This window comes from Erysipelothrix amsterdamensis (assembly GCF_940143175.1).
Lineage (GTDB): Bacteria > Bacillota_I > Bacilli_A > Erysipelotrichales > Erysipelotrichaceae > Erysipelothrix > Erysipelothrix amsterdamensis.
Map to the genome: position 1 here is coordinate 753,450 of NZ_OW659496.1, position 19,296 is coordinate 772,745.

Genomic DNA, 19,296 nt, shown 5'->3' on the forward strand with positions numbered 1-19,296 from the left:
TTTAATTTTTAATTTTGTGATGATAAGTGTGGTAGGTTCTACCACACTCGAAAGGAGGGTGTATGGGTTTTATATTCCAATGGTTGTTGGATGAATTTATATCGATGCTTTTTGTGGTGATGGAACTCATTTATTCTGTGGTTTCATCGAATATCTTTGAAAATTCATACATACAATTCATACTAATTATTTTATCAAGTTTTGCAGGTGTATCATTCTTCTTAGGTTTAGTACCTGCAATATCAAAATATGTGTCGGAAAAGAATATCAATATCAATGAATTGATCAAAAATATCTTTACAGGATCACTTTTTGCTTTGTTATTTACACCGTTTTCAACGGCTATTTATCAGGTTGGTTATTTTTTATCAAGTGAAGCATTAACGATTGCAGGAAAGGCATCATCTATTATTACGAAAGATAATATATTCGATGGAGCAAGCCTCGTTACAATGATTAATGGTTATACAGGCTGGGGCATTATCATTAAAAGTAGCGTCGTTTTAGCTATGGTTGTTTTACTCATTATTATTCTATGGCAACAATATATACGAGCTGTAGATTTACTTATTTATCAACTGCAAGGTGTCATTTCGGTCTTTAGTATGGTGGGTGGTGATAATTCAGCTTTTAAAACCTATCTTAATGGCGTGCTGGCACTGACGATTACGCAATCGATTCAAGTAATGTTTTTATACGGTGGGCTTACGATTGTTCGGTTGGGTGGCATTACGGATATGTTTATGGCGCTTGCCTTCTTTGTGGCTGGAGTAGGCCTTCCTAAGAAAATGAAAGAATGGTCCTACACAACAGGAACTGCAAAAGGAATCTCTGCACTCGCTCAAACAAGTATGCAAACTTACACCACACTTCGTATGACTACGATGATGCAGTAGGAGATGCAATGTGGTAGATTCGTCCACGTACATTTAACTTTGAAAGGAGTGAAATTATGACCCAGCGAAAACAGAAAGAATTTGTTTATTTATCACAACTTGATCGTGGTGATAAGTTCTATAAGTGGAAATTAGGAAACTTTGTAATCGCGATAGTTCCTTTACTTGTATCAGCGTTATTCAAATCGGGTTGGGGTCTTATTTTTTCGATTGTTTTCTTAGTTACAACTTTAGTTTTAACTTTTGAAGTATACCCCGAAGAACATTTGATGAATTATTTGAAAGTGAGAGTGATCTATATGTTTAAACGAAAAGTAGATGTAAACCAACAGGTATATTCTCAAAATAGATTAATGCAGATTTCAAATCAAATTAAATTTGGAAAAATATATGAGCATCATATCACTTTAAGTAAAGGAGGGTATGCAGTTTTGTTTGAGTATCAACAACTTAACCCTGATTTAATGAGTGATTATGAAATTGAAATTGCAACGAAACAGAAAGCAGCATTTTTAAGCAATTTCCCTAAATTAAAAGAAATGGTCGTAGAATTATCCCAATCCTATGATGATGTTATCGCATATAATAAGGAGCTTTTAAAAACAGCGCCTCCACATCTTCACACCTGGATTGAGAAACGTATCGCTTATATTGAAAGATCGAGCCGCAGTAATAAAGAAGATGAAAAAACAACGATTTTATATTTAGAAAACAAAGACGATGATATTAATCAATTTATTCGTGACGTTGAACGTTTAGGAATAGAAAACAACGTGTCGCTACATATCTTACAAGGCGATAAATTGAAACGTGTAATCGCATCAATTATTGCGGATGTACGCTATAACGATATTTATCCAGAAAATACAGCACAAGCATTAGAAATGGAGGACTAGCAATGTTTGGAAGAAAAAAGAAAAAACAACAACTTCAAGAGAGCATTAAAGATCTTGAATTTAAAGACATGATTCTGCCTAACCGTATGCAGTCTCGATATGATCGCATTGAATTTAGTAATGGTAATTATGTTTCGTATGTTGCTATTAAAATCTATCCACGACGTACCGATACCAAACTTATTTTAAAAGATCTTGGATCGGTAAAAGGTGTATCAATCCTTTTTGATTTATCAGAACTATCGATATCAACATTCGAGAAACAGCTTAATAAAACGGTTCAAAATGAAGCAGATGGTATGAAGCGCAAAAGTAATGTGGATATCGTTAAACAAGGTGTGAATGAAAAAGCACAAAGTAACTTTATGACAGAACTTTACAATAATAATGAGAAAACATACAAAGGAACAGTCATTATCAAGATGGTTGCACCAAGTATAGATGAACTTAATACATTACGCAAAACAGTGAAATCTAAATTAAGTGCACGGTCTATTTTGGCGGATAATCTTAGCTATCGTCAAAAAGATGCCTATGCATCATTTATGCCATTCAATAACAACAAGATTCATGGATTTATTGAACACCCTTATACTGCGCAAACATTTGCGAATTTATGGTTGCCAAACTATGCGTCATGGGTTCAAGCCAAAGGGTTTCCCTTAGGCCAGATTGAAAATGGTGGTGCTTTCTACTTTGATCCCTTTGAACGGAGAATGAGTGTATCAAATTCTAATGGATTTGTGGTTGGAATGTCTGGGCGTGGTAAATCGTTCTTACTTAAAATACTGATTTTTAATATGGTATTAAACGGTAAGAATGTCATCATGCTCGACCCTAATAATGAATTTGCAGATCTTGTAACAAATTTAGGTGGGCAGGCAATACCCTTACCACTTCTGAATGTTTTAGAGATTCGTGTTCATGATAATGAATTGAAACAAGAAATCATGAATATGAAAGATGCGGAAATTTCAGACTTTAAGTTCCATCTTAATTTCTTAAGAACATGGTATACAACCTATGGAACAGATATTGAAAACAAAGAGGATAAATGCTTTGAATTCTTATGTAAGCATATATACGCGAAATTCAATATTAATGAGGAGATGGATTATTTAAATTTACCGGCTCACCAATATCCACGATTACGCGATGTTTATCATGAAGCAGTAGCCTTATCTAAGAAACGATTATCTGAACTTGTGGATGAAGGCATTATTTGGAAGCCAGAGCAGTTCTTGTCAGTAGCACAGACGCTTCAAACCGCAGTGCTTGATGGTAGTGATAGCCAATATTTTGATGTATATACCTCGGCTCCTATGGATTTGAGCAAGCAAATAATTCTTGCAATTCAACTAAAAACCATTAACAATCTAAAACCAGCTACAAAATCTGCAATCTACCTCAACATGAATAATTACATTAGTGCGCTCATTTTAAGTGACCGGACAACACCATTTCTTTATGGATGGGATGAATTACACATGGCGGTTGATAAACGTGCTGATGCAGATAATCAAGCGATTAAAGAGTTTGCGACAATTTATGCTATCGCGCGTAAGTTTGAAGTTGCTACTTGGGCAGCAACAACCTCACCTCAACACCTTAAGCATCATAGCGTGGTAGATTCAACCACAACAATTTTCTCACAATGTGCGTTCAAATTTATCTTCCAAGTTGTCGGTGATGACTACAAGCATCTTATAGAGATGGTAAGTAACTTGAATGAGATTGTAAAAGAAAAAGTTCAACTCTTACCACGATTTGAATGTATCTCTGTAATTGGTGAAAACATCAATTTCAAGGTAAAAGTGAAAGGGGCCAATCTCAATGATCTACAGGGTGATGAAGATCCTTACCTTGTTGAAATGGCACAGCTATTCGGTGATGCAGGTGGTCGATAGGTTTACAAGTAACACAAAAGAAATGCGTGGTAGGTTCTACCACGCTAGAAAGGTCTTCAAATGAATGTTTATGTATCACTTCTATTAAGCTTTTTATATTCATATAAATTTGCTCAAATTAGTGAAGTAAAGAAAAATGATAGATCAAGAAGAATAATTTCAATACCAACATTCTTCCTGTGCTGGATAAATTTCTTAATTTATATATGCTGGGCATATTATTACCAACATAACCAACTCAATACAGCTCTAAATATATTTAATGTATATGGGCTAATAACTGTTTTAGTCTTTACAAAGTTACTAGCGAAAACGCCTGTTAGAAGGTCTTCGATTCATTCTAGAGTAATTAACTTTGCAATTGTCGTGCTGGTAATTCTTGGTTGGTGTATCAAATAATGATTTCAAAAGTATGTAAAAAGAAGGAAACGATGCACTGATGAAAAGAGTTCTGTAAAGATCAATTTGCTCTTTCAAAACCACCCCATTAAAAGTAGTCATTGCTTCTTGAAAAGTTATTGATGGATTTGTCTCTTTGATCGTGTTGAATAGCATTTCTTGTAAATATGCCGAACCATAAGAGGCTATAAACACACCAACAAATAAATAGGAAATTAATATGGAATATTGCAAGGAAGCAAATAGTTTTTTTGAAGATTTGGGGGTGTTAGTTGTATCGAGTGTAAATGTAGCAAAAAGCAAAAAGAGTAAGATTGCAAGAAGTAAAGAAAAGAACAGGTGAGCTAAGAACAATGTTAGAGTAGTCGATTTGTAAGTCCTCCCAAAAGGCAGAGTGAATAATAATATCATTGAAAGCACAAATAATAGAGATAGCATTATTGATATCATCGAAAACCCTATCATAGGACTGTTGTAAGGCACATTGTTTTTAAGTCTTAAGACAAAATCAATTAAAAAAATAACTGCATAAACTAGAAAAACAACAAACATAACAGGAAGTGCAATATTTTTGAAGAATATACAAGTAATCATGATTGTCGCAATACTAGTGCCTATAAAACACCACACAATATAAAAATTAGTTCGATTGTTAATGTAGTAATCTTTTGTAGCAAAATCATTAAAAAAATCATTCATTATTTCCATCTCCCCTCTATATGATTATAACAAAGAAATAGGGTAGAACCTACCACACTAGAAAGGACAAGCTAATGAAAACAGATGATAATAAAAATCAAGAAATAATAATTGCGAACACTGATGAGGAATATTTGCAATTTATAGAAAGAATTAAATCTAAATAATTATTTTGAAAAGAATTTCTCAATATATTTTAGTTGTTTCCCAAGTGTATTTACAAAATCTCTTTTCTTACCTGGAGTTTCGAGTTGAATAAGTGAGTGAAATGAATTTAAAAGATGGAATGCAATCCAATCATTTCCAGTATAAAAAAAGAGCAATGGATAAAAGTTTTGTGTGAAGCATGAAACTGAAAATGAGATATTGTTATTAATGTTGTAATTCAACCTTTTGTTACCATCAACTATAAGCATCGGAGGCTGATTGTTAAGTGGTGAATACAACGCGATTATAGGAGTTTTAGAAACTGAATTTTGTGGTTTTTCATTGTTGTATCTAAACATTTCTTTATTATCAAAAAAAAGGACTTCTTTAAAAACCTGTGGTTGTTTAGTATAGAAATTAAGAATGTTTTCAATATTAAGAGTTATATTTATACTTCCATTATTGTAATAAAATGGTGCAGTGTAAGTCTCATATTTGTCATTATCACTATCACCAAAACCAGAGGAGTAAACAATTTTATGGGCATGTTTTTCTATAAAACGACTCCATAATTTAAGAGTTTGCTTTTCTTCGAATGAGCTACCTTTGTTCTCGAAAAAATCGAACAGAGCATCTATATCATTTTTTAATAAAAACTTCTCCATGTGATATCTCGCTTTCTTTAATAATTATACTAATTTTAGTATATCAAACATAACCTATGAATAAAAGTTGACACTATCTTCACACTAGAAAGGATGATGTCCTATAAAAACAAAACTACTGATCTCATTTTTAAAAAGCAATACTGGTAAGAAAATAATAAAGCTAACTGCAATCGTAGCGGTAGGTTTACTCTTTCTAATAGCAATTATTCCTGTAGCATTCATTGAAGCAATTAATCCGTTTAAAAGTAATCCATATTTAACTAATGAAATTGAAAAAGGTAATCGACGAGATGATGTATATGATAAAGCACTCAATGAAATCAAACAGAGTAAAAACACTGATGAACTTTATGTCAATTTGGATATGGTCCGTATCTTTGAATATTTTGTTGTCTATGATACGAAAAAAGAGTTAACGGAAGTTACGCAAGAAGACGCAAAGAAACATCTTGAAACCTACTATATTTATCAAGAAGATAAAGAAATTAAGATACCAAAATTAAACGATGAAGGTGAAGCGGTAATAGACGAAGAAACAGGAGAAGCGCTTCATGAAACTAAAGTAATAACGATTGAGAAAGCAAAGAGTCTCGATCAAATTATTGAAGATTTAAGTGTTGATTATCCAGCACTCCTTAATGAAGCCTATGCGCTTCAAATTGTGAATATTTATGACTTCCAAAAAAATATTACAAAGCGACGGATTCATGGTGGTGGAAATGGGGAACCAGTCGCAAAAGAATGTTATGTATATTACGAACCATTTGGTGAGTATTTGAAAGGTGGAGCCCATTATGCAGTTGATTTATCAGGTGAAAGAGGAACTCCAATTATGGCGGTTCAGGATGGTGTTATTAAAGAAATTGTAAATCAATATGATGATACCCCGGTCGGTTTAAGTTTTAATGAAGCGCAAGGATATTCAGGTAGAGAAAATTATGTTCTCATTGAACATGATGCTGCACTTGCTGGAGCATCTTCATTTAGTACACGATATATGCATATGACTGCGTGGGACGAGATGCCTTATAAGGTAGGGGATGTGGTAAAGATTGGGGAAATTATTGGTTACATGGGAAACAGTGGTTTTTCAACTGGATATCATCTGCATTTTGAGACTTGGGTTGATGGTAAACGCATTGATCCCCTCACGTTTTTTGATTTCGGCCAGTTGCGGGACAGTTCCAATTATAAAGGATGTGGATATTAAAAAAGTGTGGTAGGTTCTACCACGCATGAAAGGAGGAAATATGAGGCGCAGAAGAAAAATAGTGATTTTAATTATAGCAATTATGCTTTTATTTGTACTGTTATCCATGAATTTGAATTTTTATGAATTCATTCCGTTTGTATTACTTCTTTTAGTAATGCTTCTTATTGTACTAGTATTTCTATTATAAAAATATAAAAAATTAAAATTTTAGTGGAGGTGGGAGATTGTATATGTTTTAGGGATTTCCAAACACACTTTCACAGTTCTTAGATTAACTCTGATGTACTTTGTAAAAAATTAGATGAAAGATTAGAAAGGTATATGAAGGAAGGTGAAAAAAGTGCTAAACAGGGTTGGTAAAAAACAAACAATGATTCTCGTTGTTATAATAACGCTTATTTCATTCGTATTTTGTTTTAGTATTTATTCGTGGAGATCATCACTTAAGGTGAATGAGAAAAAAGACGTACCTATGCAGGAATTGAAGTTGAGTGTTACTGAATACGAATTAGAACTTGGAGATGCTCCACCTGATTTTAAACAATTTATTATGAAATCAGATATTAAAGAAAACGTAGATATTGATTTAAGTCAATTCAATAAGGATGAAATAGGTGAGTATGAAATCAAGTATCGTTATACGGATCTAAATATTCCGTACGGAAATTCTCTTATTGTTAAAATACATGACACCATGCCCCCGTTTATGAAACTTAAAAATTTAGTGATGGAAATGGGAAGTACAGTTGATGTCATGCAATTTGTTGAAGAATATCAAGACTATCAAGAAGTCGTTTTCTCATTTAAAGATGAACCGGATATGAATCGCAAAGGAAATCAATATATTAGAATCCTTGCAACAGATGCAAGTGGAAATTCTACATATAAAACAGTGATGTTAACGCTTAATGAGAAAATTGAGTCTTCACCCAATCATAACGCTGCTGGTGTGGTAGAACCTACCACACCTAATAAAGAACAACCATCATCTGCACCTTCATCATTCGAATCAAAACAACCACCTTCATTTCCTAATAAGAATGGTTCTTATGTTAAATTTCCAATTGAACAACACGGAACATTTGATGATGCTTTTATAGCATGTCAAAGAGAACGAGCGGAGCAAATAAACTCAGGTGTTACAGGTATTGGTAGTTGTAGACCTTATAAAGTCAATGGAATCAATAAAGGTTATGAGCTGATTTGGGAATAAAATAGCATCCTTTCAAATAAGGTTGAAAGCGTAATTGAAAAAGGAAATACTTTAATTTATACTCCTACACAAATGAGGGGTAACTATGTGTTAAAAAGGATTCATTTTATTTATAAGTTCATTTAAAAATACTTAAAAAAACTTAAAAAAAACGATATATCAAAATGAGTTTTTGATAAGGTCTAGAAGATGCTAAATATATCATTTTATATATCAAAATAAACTGCTTAAAAACCCAGTATTTAAAGGCTTTAGCGATGAACTCGTTCAGCGCTGTGATGGGAATGGGTACATTTATGGGTACATTCCCTTATCTTGCAGACAAAAAGAGGAAAAATGGGAACAGGAGTTGAGATTATGGAAAAGATAAAAGAGACTAAAATTAGAATCAATGAAGCCGATCTTAATCGTTTAAAATGCTTAACTGGCGCAACTACGATGAATGGAGCCGTGGATATAGCAATTAAATACACGCTTGATAGTTATCGCAAAGATATTGATTTTGATTTATTAAATTTTGTAGAACGAGTTGTTAAGGAGCGAATGCAACAGTATACGCAAGAATTATTTACTCGTATTGATGCAGTACAACAGGAGTTTGAACAATTATATATCATAGAGGCTGAAGTAACAGAAGCTATCAATGACCTAGTCTTTGCAATTCAACAAAAGCAAAGACCACAAAAATAAAGATAATAAAAATGTGGTAGGTTCTACCACGCCCAGAAAGGAAGAAGTTATTAAGATGATTTATGCATTATTGTTAATTTGGTTAGTTACCTTTACCGCAAGCTTCTTTATTTTAGATATAGCAAGTAAACGACTTGAATTACCCAATAAAAGGAATCGGATCTGTTTTTGCTTAAGATTCTCTTTATTGATAAGTACAGCTTTTACGGTGTTACTTTTTGTGCTTCATTTATTGACGGTTTTAAATATATTTTATTAAGAATATAGATTTAGAGACAATATGTGGTAGAACCTACCACATGTGTTAAAGCAAAAATAATCAATTAATTATGTAAGGAGTGATGAATTATAGATAAGCAATATTTGTTAAGGCTATCAAAAGAAAAGATGGATACATTAAAGGTTCGCCTGGATGTTAATACCTATAATAAAGCAGTAAGAACAGCGCTTGATTTTACCTTAGATAACTACAACCGTAGTATTAAGAATGAAGCGATGGAAATTATTGATCTTACAATAACAAATTCAATTCGTGCAGAAATTGTACCAGCATACAATTACATTAGAAAAGTGGAATACCTTCAATCACTGTTTAGAAAAAATCATGGAATCATGCTCAAAACGCTTAGTGATGCAAAAGAAAAAATGTGGTAGGTTCTACCACATTCTAAAAGGAGGTGATCCAGATAATCACGATAAAAACAAAATATAGTACGAATAATAAGAGTAACATCGCTTATCTCAATTACATTGCAACACGTGAAGGCGTAAAACTTGAACTATCACATGATCACATAAATAAACCTGTATCGCAAAAACAAAAAGATTTATTGAAGCAACTCTTTAAAGATGACGCTTTTAATGATGATTTAAAAGAATTGAAAGCGTTTCGAGATAAACCAAGCAGTTACACTGCAAGTGAGCTTATATCTCGAGGGCTTGATTACACATTGAATGTTGATAATAAAGTCTATCTTAATTATATCGCTACGCGTGATGGTGCTGTGGTAGAACCTACCACAAAACATGGACTCTTTGATTTGGAAGGAACTGCAGATTTAAAATCATTTAAGGAAATTATGAATAATTATTCGGGCCGTGTCTATAAGATGATTATTTCCCTACCATATAATTCAGATTTTAGAGAGAAGGAAAAGTGGGAAATGTTAATTCGCTCATCGCATCCAAAGATTGCGAAAGTATTTAATAGAAATGTATCTGATATAGCGTGGGTTGGTGCTGTTCATGAAGCAAGTAATCCCCATGTTCATTTAATGATATGGTCAAAAACAGAAAGGGAATTAGATTTAAATAAGACTGAATTTAAAAAAGCTATGGAATATTTAAAGATAACCTTTGCACAAAAAATCTATAAGAATGAATTTCGAGAATTAAATCAACTGCGTCAGGAAACAATGCAAGGACTTAGAAGTGAATTAATGAAGCATTTGAAATCATATAATCAAGGAATATTTCATAATGGTTTGGATGTGAATACATTTCACTTAATGCAGGCATTTGCGCGTGATATACCAGACGTTAAATATGGATATCAAAGTCCAGAAAATAAAGTAAAGATTAATCAAATTCTTGTATCGTTGATTGAACATCATCCTGATTTATATAAAATGTTAGAAGCGCTTGTCGAGAATCAAAGCAAACGAATTGATTACTATAATATTTCCAGAGAAGCAGATAAGAAAGATCATATAGAACAATTTATACAGAAGCTTTTCAATCCTACTAAAAATGATAAACCAATCTTACAAAATATGCTTATAACTGAATTACAGAGTATGGGGGATTTACTAGAAAATCGTGGTATCAATGTGGTAGAACCTACCACAAGTGAAAAACATAAATGTCAGTTTTCACTAGAAAAAGAACCACAACTTCTAAAAATGATTAAAACGCAAAGAGAAGAATATTTTAAAGGAACGCTTCCGAAACGTGTTCAGCAGGATCTTCAAATAATAAATATAAATAAGCAGGAGAATAAATTTTTAGATTCGAAGCAAGCTGGGAAAGAAAGCAAAAAAGAAATACTAGATTTTAAGAATAAAAAATACAGTGAAACAAGATTTTTCGTCAACAAGGAGTGTGGTAGAACCTACCACATCAAGAAGTCAAACTATAGGATTGAAACTGGGTAAAGGATTAATGCGATCAATGATGCAAATTTCTATGGAACTTGAAATGACATACAAACAAGCTTTCATTCAAAGTAAAAAGCATCAACATCAAAATCAAAATAAGAAAATAAAACTCGCACATCGTTTAGAAAAGGAGGAAAGGTATAAATGATTTTTATAGTGTCAATGATTTTGTATCTGTTTGGGATTATGACTTATATTGTATTAATGTCATATGATTATAGTACAAATAAACTGATTATGTCAGCGTTACTACCATCTTTTCTAAACATTAAGTGGCAATACTTATTAAGTAGTGCGATATTGTTTATCGTTATACCCTTGTACATTCATCTAGGAAAGAAAGCACAAGCTTCTGCAAATAAAAAACAAGTTGCAGGTGATTTGCACGGATCAGGTGCTTGGGCAGATCTTAAAGAAATTCGTGAGAATTATCAAAGTTATACCTTTAAAGATTTTTATAATGATAAATGTGTTCCAAGTGGATGGCTTGTCTACTATAGTCCCAAGACTCATGAACATTTTTTCGATATAACACCTTGTTCGGCATTAACACTTGCTCCCGCACGAAGAGGAAAAACTACAGCCATCTCAATCCCTGAAATTCTGTATAATGCTAAATCCGATGCATCAATGTTTATTCCGGATACCAAAGGAGAAATGTTAGATTTGCTTAAACCAATACTTGATGAATTGGGTATTCGAATTATCAACTATAACCTTGATGATACCGAGTACTCTGATAAATATAATTTGATTGGAGATGTGTCTGATTACTGGGATAAACATCTCGAAGCTTTAAGTAATGGAGACACAACAGAGAGTAATAAAGCATTAGCATTATGTCAACAAAACGCATTAATCATTGCAGAACAAATGATCCTTGCAACAAAACGTGAGGATACGGGAGCAATGCATAGTTTTTTCCTAGGGACATCGATTGGATGGATTGCATCATGCATTTTACTTGTGGTTCAATTTGCACCGAAACATTTACGACACTTTCCATCAGTAGTATCGGTATGTAAAGATCTTGCAGTTCAATCATTTGAAGAGAATAAACTTGGATTAATTTTGAGTAAACTTAAAAGTGACAATCTTGCAGTGAGTGTTGCAGGAGGGGCGATGTCAGCTGAAAAAGAACTCTTAAACAATGTGACATCATCCGTTCTTGATGCAATGCAACCATTTGAAAACAAAGCATTATTAAACGTATTTAACTATAGTGGAAGCAATTGTTTAGAGGACTCAGTAAATCAACAGACATTCACTTTCTTAAATTTTCCACTAAACAATACATCAGCATGCAGTATTGCTTCACTTATGATTACCCAACATGTTGAAGGACTAGCAGTTATTGCTAAGAATACAAAGTCTAATCATTCAAGTGATGTCGGAAAATTAAAGAGACCTTACCGTATTGAAGGTGAAGAAATTGGAAATATTCCAGCAATAAAAGGGATGGAGAAATATTTATCTCTTTATCAAGGATTCGGAATTACCTTTTCATTAGTATTTCAAGATTATACTCAGATTAAAAGACGGTATGGTAATAATGCAGAAACCATTCTTAAAAATGCAGACATCAAACGCTATATTGGCTTTAATGCCGATGATGTGGATTTTGGAAAGCGTGTGTCACAAGCATTAGGTACAATTACTGTCGAAACAAAAAGTCAGTCAAATTCATATCGAGGAGGCTATGGTGGTGGACCACATCGCTCTACAAGCACAAACCTCATTAAACGGGAATTAATGACTGTAGAAGAGGTCTTACAAACAAGAGATGCAATCATTATGAAAAGCCCCAACAAACCGCTTAAAACGAGTTTTGTGCCATATTATGATAAAAGATTCCCCGTTAAACTTAGCAGAAGTGGTTACAAAGGAAAAAGGGTGGGATTTGAGAATATAAAAGTGTTTAATGAATCTGAATTATTTGAAATTATTAACCTCAAAAAGATTAAGAATGAAAATGTCATCGATTCAATAAAAGCTGATGATATGTTAACAGAGGTAAAGAAACGTGAACTTGACCTAACAATGATGGATATAGAGAATAAAATAAATTAGATTATAAATAGTAAAACAAGGAATAAAAGAAAAGGAGAATAGTATTTATGAACAAAGTAATTATTACAGGAACACTACATGGACAATTAGTTAAAAATGAAATTGGAGAAGGTAAGAGCAAATTATTATTTACTATTATCTCACGAAATGATTATCCAAATCGAGAAGGAATTTATGAAAACACGTTTATTAATTGTGTTGCATGGAATGAAACAGCGGGTTTTATTTTAAGAAACTTTAAATCAGGAGATTCAATTGAAGCAATAGGAAGCATTATAAATGAAACTTGGGAAAAAGATGGGGTAAAACAATATAAAGATCGTATACACATTAAAGATGTGGGCTTTGTTCCAGTTAAATTAAAAAGTCAAACAGAATAGAAAAATTTAATGGATTTTATATACTTAACGATTTCGCTATAATTTCGTTATATATAAATTACTCATAGGGTGATTGCTTAAATAATTAATAGATAATATACTAAGATTAACATATGAAAATATATTATAGAGGGAGTGTTGCGGAATGGATCTTGTTGAATATTTTATCAATCACATTGGTGATAAAGAAAATGCATTTTATTTAGAGTTCGCAGAAAATTTTACCGACAAGTTACATGATTTTGAATTACCTGTAAAAGATCAATTGGAAATAATAGAGGAATGGAGAACACTTCTTTACCCCTCAAATCCAAAATCTAAACAATTGGAGGCCGAAAATTGTCTCAAATTTGTATTATATTCATTTTGGCTTTATAACAATGGTTACAATATTGAGGGACATTCTAACTTATTAAGTAGAATAAAACATCCAAGACAGATATCGGATGGAGAGTTTTATAATGCAACGGAGAGTAAATTTGGTAGAGACGAACGAGGTAGTGTAACTTGGTCGAGTAGAAGGAAATATATAAATGAATTGGAATTTAAAACCGTTGATGTAGTTTCAGATTTTATTGACTCTGATTTGAATACACTTATTAACTCAATTTCAACAAGCAATGATGATTTTTGCAATAAAAGATCGGATGACAAACTAGCACATATCAAAAATGTATTAGAAAATATAATGAAACCAACAAGAAGCGGAAGCTATATTGATGTTCCTTTTAGCGAGCTAACTAATGGATACATCACAGAAGAATCTGTCCGCGATTTTGGCAATGAACTACAGGTTTTTAGACATGCTAGACCTGATTCAATTCTTAAAAGACAGGAGTATTCAGAAGATCAAAAAAACTCCCTAATAAGTTATGGAATTGCAGTAGCAACGATAGCTTATAATTATGTTAATCAAAATTAAATTTTATTAGTATGTATAAATTAGATTTGGTGTCAAAATAGTAAACACTATATGATTTAGAAAATAAGTAATTAGAAGAGAGCGTCTTTTAAAATGAAGGCATGATGTTGAGATGGAAAAAACGTGACAAAGGCCGTTTTTTCAGAATATCGTAAGTTTCTACATCATGCCGTTAAGAATTTTAAAAGGTGCGACCGCGAAAAGGTTGTAGGGGTTCCTGCAACCTTTTTATTATATTAGAGATTAATTATCTTCATCTAAATCTTTATTTATAATTTTACCGTTTTCACTTCGGTACTGCTCAAATAATTCAGCCATTTCATTATCCTTTAAAGCAAATTTTTCAAGTTGTTCCAGCATTTTAATTTCACTGATTTTGGCTTGCATCTTGTCAAAAATAATTCTATTTTCAATCTCTTTTTTTGTCTTTTGTTCCCAGGATTTGATATTTACTTTATCGATTATTTCAATTGGTTGAATTGGTGATACAAGCACTTGATAAGGTGGCACAATTTTTTCAACACGTCCAGTAATTGGGTCGTTGTTGTAATCTGGAATTACCACCACATCATTTGGGTTAAGTTCTATTTTTGATGAACATAATACACTGATTTCATTTTTAATTTCTTTCACTTGATAATATAACATTGTTTATTTTCTCCCTTTCTATAACTTATTTTTACAATTGCAATTTTAATTAACTCTAGATTAAGTTACTTGCTCATTGTTTATCGCTCCTTTCTGATAATCAAGGGCTAGTCCCTTTGACACCCTATCCTTAGCACACAATTAGGTGAGAAATGCAAAATGAAATGAAGAGATGGCCGTAAGTCGTACTAGTGCGGGAGGAGGGTGAATGTAGTGAACGAATCATCTCGAAATGAAACTCGAGAGAAAAATTTTAAAAATGTTTTTAATTTAAAAATTTTCGAATTTTGCATTACGAACGAGTGTGCTATGGTAAGGGTGTCAAATACTACTATTAGTTATTAATGAGTTATATTTGGAAAAGTCTTGATTAATGTTCAGAAGTAACATATTTAGAAACTGATCTAGATCTTGAGGTGAGAATTTAACATAGCTTTATAGTAGATATTTCATTTAAGTGGTAAAAATAACAAGTAATAAATAATTTTGAGTTATTATTACGAAATTTAACTTATGAATTAATCAAATAGCAATGAAAAGAGAATAAAAGGTTTGCTTCATTATTATCGAGGTTTAAACAAAAATTAGATGATATTCCCATGATTAGCCTATCATCAATATTATTTGATATAATAAAATTAAATAAACGTGATTTAAATTGTCGTAAGGAGGCACTAAATATGGGTGATAACTTTTCAGAAGGATTACGAAATATGAAATCAGATATTAACAAAATGTATTCATATACAAAGTTGTGTATAAACGGAGCCAAAAAATTATTTGTTGAGAAAACTAGTGACGATTTATATTCAAGTCTTGGAGCAACTGATAATGCTGCCGAAAATGAAGCGTATGAAGAAGCTTTAGATTCTGCAATTTCAAATACAAACAACTTGAATATAGCTATAATGGGCAAGTACTCGTCAGGAAAGAGTAGCATAATAAAAACGTACTTTAAAAAACCAGAAAACGCAATTTTAAATCCAATTTATATTTCTTTAGCATCATTTAATGAAATAAAGACCCCCAAAAAAGGAGTGAAGAGAAATGAATACTTCCAGTCAATAGAAAAAAGTATTCTTCAACAAATTTTCTATAACGTAGATAGCAATAAAATTCCACTTTCAAGTTTTAAAAGAATTAATAAACATCCGAAATGGAAAACATTACTGACTTCAGTGACAGTAGTACTGCTGTTGGGATCAATTATCGTTTTTTTAAATCCTAATGCATTTGATTTTTTAGTGGAACACTATAATATTCTAACTTCGAAAAAAGGAGCTGGCTTTTCTCTTTCAGTTGTTACTTTTTTATTCGTTTTTTTTATGGCACTGATAAATAAGATCGCCTACTTCACTCTCACAAGTTTTAATATTAGTAAGTTCAAATTCAAGGATGCTGAAATAGAAATTAACGGAAAAAACGAATCATTATTTAACAGATTTGTTGATGAGATACTGTATTTCTTTGAAGTTACATCACACTCTGTAGTTGTTATTGAGGATTTAGATAGATTTGACGAACCTACAGTTGTTTTTACCAAGTTACGTGAAATGAGTTTATTAATTAATAGTTCTAATCAGATTAAAAGAAGGATTGTTTTTGTATATGCAATGAAAGATGATTTTTTTACTGACTATGCTGATAGGACTAAGTTTTTTGATTTTATTTTGCCAGTAATACCTTACGTTTCTGCCGTAAATTCAAATGAAATACTCTGGAAAAAACTAGATAAAAGACTTGGAATAAGTAAATCAGATTCAACGAAAAGTTGTGACATTGATAAAGAGTTTATCAACGATATCAGTGTATACATTTCAGAAAGTAGAATAATTGATAATGTTGTAAATGAATTTAGTTTATTTAAGAAAAAGTTAAATAAAACCGAGATGAGTGATAGGGGTTTGCTTTCTTTAATTATTTATAAAAACTTATTTCCGAGAGAATATAATGAATTATCTTCAAATCAAGGATTTATGTTTGATTTTATACAAAAAAAAGGAGAGTTATCGGATAGACTTAAAGCAGCTCATGAAGAATCAAACACTGAACTTATAGAAAAAAGGATCAAAATAATTGAAGAATCTTTAAACGGAATGAAGGAAATCAAGGAAGTTTTTATATCAAGGTTAACAAGTCATGAAAATCGTATAGTTACTAGTTTTAAATTAAATGATAACTCAAGTATAGATGTGTTAGAATTTCTAGAACTTGAAGATGAAGACATCTTTGAAAGAATAACTAATTATACAACTTACTCTGCCTCATCTATTGATCATAGTCATTTTGTGTATTCAACATTTGGTGGATATGATACCTTAGTTAATAGAATAAAAACTATAGGAATAAACAAATCAAAAAGTCTAGAGATCATTGACAAGAAAATCAAAAAAAACAATTCTTTAATAAAAGAAATTGATGATTATAAAATATCGACTTTTTTTTCAAAAATTAACATGAATGATTTAACCAAAAATCTAATGGAATTTGAGATATTTTTACTTAGAAGAGGATATATTTCAGAAGACTATAGAAATTATATTAATATATTTCACTCAGGCGACATTACAGAATCAGATTTCAATTATATTTTAACAGTGAAGAAAAACTCGATGTTAAGTTATGACTATGAAATAAACAACTTGAAAAATACAATTCTCAGACTAAATATTTCTGATTTTTCGGATTCTAATTTTTTAAATAATGATATAGTGGAAGAAATAATAATAAAAAAAGTAGATTATCCTAAACAGTTCAATGAATTAGCTAATATACTAAATAAACCCGATGATTCAGTAGAAGAATTCACAATACAATTTATCAGTAGAATTAGGAATAAACAAGCAGTAATACCTATTTTATTTAACACTATGGATGTAGGATTGATGCAAATAATTGAAAGAAATAGAGATAAGACAGAGCTAATGTATTCTATAATCGATGCATTTTTGACATTTGTACCGATTGATCCAATGAGTAAACTAAGCATTATATTAATTGAGTATATAGAAAACAGCTCTAATGTAGACTACTTATTTGATAATTATTCAGACGAAAGAATGGAAAAGCTTAAAAAACTGAATATCAGGCTTAGAATGGCAGACATTGATAATAAGCCATATTCATCGTATATTTATGATAACTTTTTGATAAATTTTTGTGAAAAACAATTATATGGATACTTTAGATATAAAGAGATTAGTATTAATGAAATTTGCAGAAAACATTTAACTGCAATTTCAAAGAGCAAGGAGCTTGAGGGATTATATAGGCATGTCATTATTAATATGGATTTATTTATTGATGAGTTTTATAAATACACAAATGATATAGAAGAAGATGAAGAAGTGTTACTAGAAGTATTGAGAGAGGTAAGGGATATAGAGCTTATAAATGATTTAATAAGTGCGATTAACATCCAATTTTCAAACATTAAAAACGTGTTACTAAATAATCAAATACGAAATTGTATTCTCATTGCTGGAAAATTCAAAGGAACATGGGATAATCTAGATGAAATTTTTGAAATTTATTCAGATAATGATAATATCCCAGATAAATATGCTGATTTCGAAAGTTTGATCACTGGTTTTTTTGAACTTAACTATGTAGAATTAAGTAAAACGAAATGGCAAAGTTCCGATAGAAATTTAAGGAACATGCATTACATATTGACGAGTCGAAGAGTATCTAATAGTAGTCTAGAACAAACGTTAGATAGCATTCCAATTCGCTTGAACATTTCAAGTAGCTTATTTGATGAAATTGATTTTAAAAGATTAGAGATGCTTATACTGAATAACAAATTAAATCTTACTGTCGATGTTATAAACAAGCTTATCCTTAATGAAAAATACGAATTGGCTTCTAAAGTAGTGATGCCTAATATAAATAGGTTTATTAAAGAAATAGCAGTATATGATATTAATGAGGAATTGATTAACGCCTGTGTTTTGAATGAGGACGCAACAGAAGCGGATAAATTGCTACTTCTAAATAGTATTGAAATAAGTTTAATAAGTAACAATTCTATAAAATATTTTATAGAGAGAGTAAATCCAAGAGATATCCATAAATACAATGAAGAGCTAATTAAGGAGTATTTTAAATTTCAGAAATCTGAAAATAACATATTAATCGGTATAAAAGATTTACTCATAAATAATATTCCTATCAATAACTTCACTTTTGTAAGTGAAGTAGGCGAAATAGCAAAAATAGGAGATACTAGATTAAAGTATGCAAAAATCACTAAATCAAAAATTGGATTAGAAGTAGCTGAATTGCTAGCTAAAAACGATGTAATTATACGGTATAAAGAGTTCCAGTCTTTTATAAGGTTAGTAAATAATCAATCTAATTAAAAAAAACAACGCACCATCAAAGGGAACT

At 31.3% G+C, this 19,296-nt stretch carries 15 protein-coding genes; 12 read left to right on the forward strand and 3 right to left on the reverse strand.

The genetic code is table 11. The features are described 5' to 3' along the window. The first annotated feature begins 62 nt into the window (after positions 1 to 62). Genes NMG63_RS03605 through NMG63_RS03615 form a run of 3 tightly spaced genes read left to right on the forward strand, consistent with a single transcriptional unit; the run spans position 63 to position 3,699 of the window. A complete protein-coding gene (locus NMG63_RS03605) occupies positions 63 to 896 on the forward strand; it encodes a conjugal transfer protein TrbL family protein (RefSeq protein WP_254006359.1) in 834 nt (277 codons plus the stop codon). Positions 897 to 952: 56 nt separating this feature from the next. Then, positions 953 to 1,792: a hypothetical protein gene (locus NMG63_RS03610; protein WP_254006360.1), complete on the forward strand. Its 840-nt coding sequence runs from the start codon at positions 953 to 955 to the stop codon at positions 1,790 to 1,792. Positions 1,793 to 1,794: 2 nt separating this feature from the next. Next, positions 1,795 to 3,699 carry a helicase HerA domain-containing protein gene (locus tag NMG63_RS03615; RefSeq protein WP_254006361.1) on the forward strand — a complete coding sequence of 635 codons (1,905 nt, stop codon included), beginning with the start codon at positions 1,795 to 1,797 and terminating at the stop codon, positions 3,697 to 3,699. A 303-nt stretch (positions 3,700 to 4,002) separates the two neighbouring features. On the opposite strand, the gene NMG63_RS03620 is transcribed toward NMG63_RS03615, so the two are convergent. Continuing rightward, positions 4,003 to 4,806, reverse strand: a complete 804-nt coding sequence (locus NMG63_RS03620) for a hypothetical protein (RefSeq protein WP_238000645.1) — start codon at positions 4,804 to 4,806, stop codon at positions 4,003 to 4,005. Between the two features lie 158 nt (positions 4,807 to 4,964). Next, entirely contained in the window at positions 4,965 to 5,609 is a 645-nt protein-coding gene (locus tag NMG63_RS03625) for a hypothetical protein (protein WP_254006362.1), read from the reverse strand. A 367-nt stretch (positions 5,610 to 5,976) separates the two neighbouring features. Between NMG63_RS03625 and NMG63_RS03630 the strand changes: the two genes are divergently transcribed. The 8 genes from NMG63_RS03630 to NMG63_RS03665 all read left to right on the forward strand — a co-directional run bounded on the left by NMG63_RS03630 (position 5,977) and on the right by NMG63_RS03665 (position 14,256). After that, on the forward strand, positions 5,977 to 6,822 hold the full coding sequence (locus NMG63_RS03630; RefSeq protein ID WP_254006363.1) for a M23 family metallopeptidase: 846 nt from the start codon (positions 5,977 to 5,979) through the stop codon (positions 6,820 to 6,822). Between the two features lie 451 nt (positions 6,823 to 7,273). Continuing rightward, positions 7,274 to 8,038 (forward strand): hypothetical protein, encoded by a 765-nt coding sequence (locus NMG63_RS03635; RefSeq protein ID WP_254006364.1) that lies wholly within the window; start codon positions 7,274 to 7,276, stop codon positions 8,036 to 8,038. A 336-nt stretch (positions 8,039 to 8,374) separates the two neighbouring features. Continuing rightward, positions 8,375 to 8,728 (forward strand): hypothetical protein, encoded by a 354-nt coding sequence (locus NMG63_RS03640; protein ID WP_254006365.1) that lies wholly within the window; start codon positions 8,375 to 8,377, stop codon positions 8,726 to 8,728. A gap of 387 nt (positions 8,729 to 9,115) precedes the next feature. After that, positions 9,116 to 9,382: a hypothetical protein gene (locus tag NMG63_RS03645; RefSeq protein ID WP_238000577.1), complete on the forward strand. Its 267-nt coding sequence runs from the start codon at positions 9,116 to 9,118 to the stop codon at positions 9,380 to 9,382. Between the two features lie 23 nt (positions 9,383 to 9,405). After that, positions 9,406 to 10,881, forward strand: coding sequence for a hypothetical protein (locus tag NMG63_RS03650; protein ID WP_254006366.1), 1,476 nt, complete (start codon positions 9,406 to 9,408; stop codon positions 10,879 to 10,881). 147 nt (positions 10,882 to 11,028) lie between these two features. After that, positions 11,029 to 12,954, forward strand: coding sequence for a type IV secretory system conjugative DNA transfer family protein (locus NMG63_RS03655; RefSeq protein ID WP_238000579.1), 1,926 nt, complete (start codon positions 11,029 to 11,031; stop codon positions 12,952 to 12,954). A 47-nt stretch (positions 12,955 to 13,001) separates the two neighbouring features. Further along, positions 13,002 to 13,334 carry a single-stranded DNA-binding protein gene (locus NMG63_RS03660; protein WP_238000580.1) on the forward strand — a complete coding sequence of 111 codons (333 nt, stop codon included), beginning with the start codon at positions 13,002 to 13,004 and terminating at the stop codon, positions 13,332 to 13,334. Between the two features lie 145 nt (positions 13,335 to 13,479). Beyond that, on the forward strand, positions 13,480 to 14,256 hold the full coding sequence (locus tag NMG63_RS03665; RefSeq protein ID WP_254006367.1) for a hypothetical protein: 777 nt from the start codon (positions 13,480 to 13,482) through the stop codon (positions 14,254 to 14,256). Between the two features lie 243 nt (positions 14,257 to 14,499). Here NMG63_RS03665 and NMG63_RS03670 read toward each other — a convergent pair whose 3' ends face one another. After that, complete coding sequence (locus NMG63_RS03670; RefSeq protein WP_238000633.1) at positions 14,500 to 14,904, reverse strand: hypothetical protein; 405 nt, start codon at positions 14,902 to 14,904, stop codon at positions 14,500 to 14,502. A 680-nt stretch (positions 14,905 to 15,584) separates the two neighbouring features. Here NMG63_RS03670 and NMG63_RS03675 point away from each other — a divergent pair. After that, a complete protein-coding gene (locus NMG63_RS03675) occupies positions 15,585 to 19,268 on the forward strand; it encodes a YobI family P-loop NTPase (RefSeq protein ID WP_254006368.1) in 3,684 nt (1,227 codons plus the stop codon). Positions 19,269 to 19,296: the final 28 nt, after the last annotated feature.

Coding starts and splice junctions, on each gene's coding strand:
- NMG63_RS03665 (WP_254006367.1), top strand. CDS start 13,480: ATGGATCTTGTTGAATATTTTATCAATCACATTGGTGATAAAGAAAAT.
- NMG63_RS03625 (WP_254006362.1), bottom strand. CDS start 5,609: ATGGAGAAGTTTTTATTAAAAAATGATATAGATGCTCTGTTCGATTTT.
- NMG63_RS03610 (WP_254006360.1), top strand. CDS start 953: ATGACCCAGCGAAAACAGAAAGAATTTGTTTATTTATCACAACTTGAT.
- NMG63_RS03630 (WP_254006363.1), top strand. CDS start 5,977: ATGGTCCGTATCTTTGAATATTTTGTTGTCTATGATACGAAAAAAGAG.
- NMG63_RS03645 (WP_238000577.1), top strand. CDS start 9,116: ATGGATACATTAAAGGTTCGCCTGGATGTTAATACCTATAATAAAGCA.
- NMG63_RS03620 (WP_238000645.1), bottom strand. CDS start 4,806: ATGGAAATAATGAATGATTTTTTTAATGATTTTGCTACAAAAGATTAC.
- NMG63_RS03675 (WP_254006368.1), top strand. CDS start 15,585: ATGGGTGATAACTTTTCAGAAGGATTACGAAATATGAAATCAGATATT.
- NMG63_RS03655 (WP_238000579.1), top strand. CDS start 11,029: ATGATTTTTATAGTGTCAATGATTTTGTATCTGTTTGGGATTATGACT.
- NMG63_RS03615 (WP_254006361.1), top strand. CDS start 1,795: ATGTTTGGAAGAAAAAAGAAAAAACAACAACTTCAAGAGAGCATTAAA.
- NMG63_RS03605 (WP_254006359.1), top strand. CDS start 63: ATGGGTTTTATATTCCAATGGTTGTTGGATGAATTTATATCGATGCTT.
- NMG63_RS03670 (WP_238000633.1), bottom strand. CDS start 14,904: ATGTTATATTATCAAGTGAAAGAAATTAAAAATGAAATCAGTGTATTA.
- NMG63_RS03640 (WP_254006365.1), top strand. CDS start 8,375: ATGGGAACAGGAGTTGAGATTATGGAAAAGATAAAAGAGACTAAAATT.
- NMG63_RS03660 (WP_238000580.1), top strand. CDS start 13,002: ATGAACAAAGTAATTATTACAGGAACACTACATGGACAATTAGTTAAA.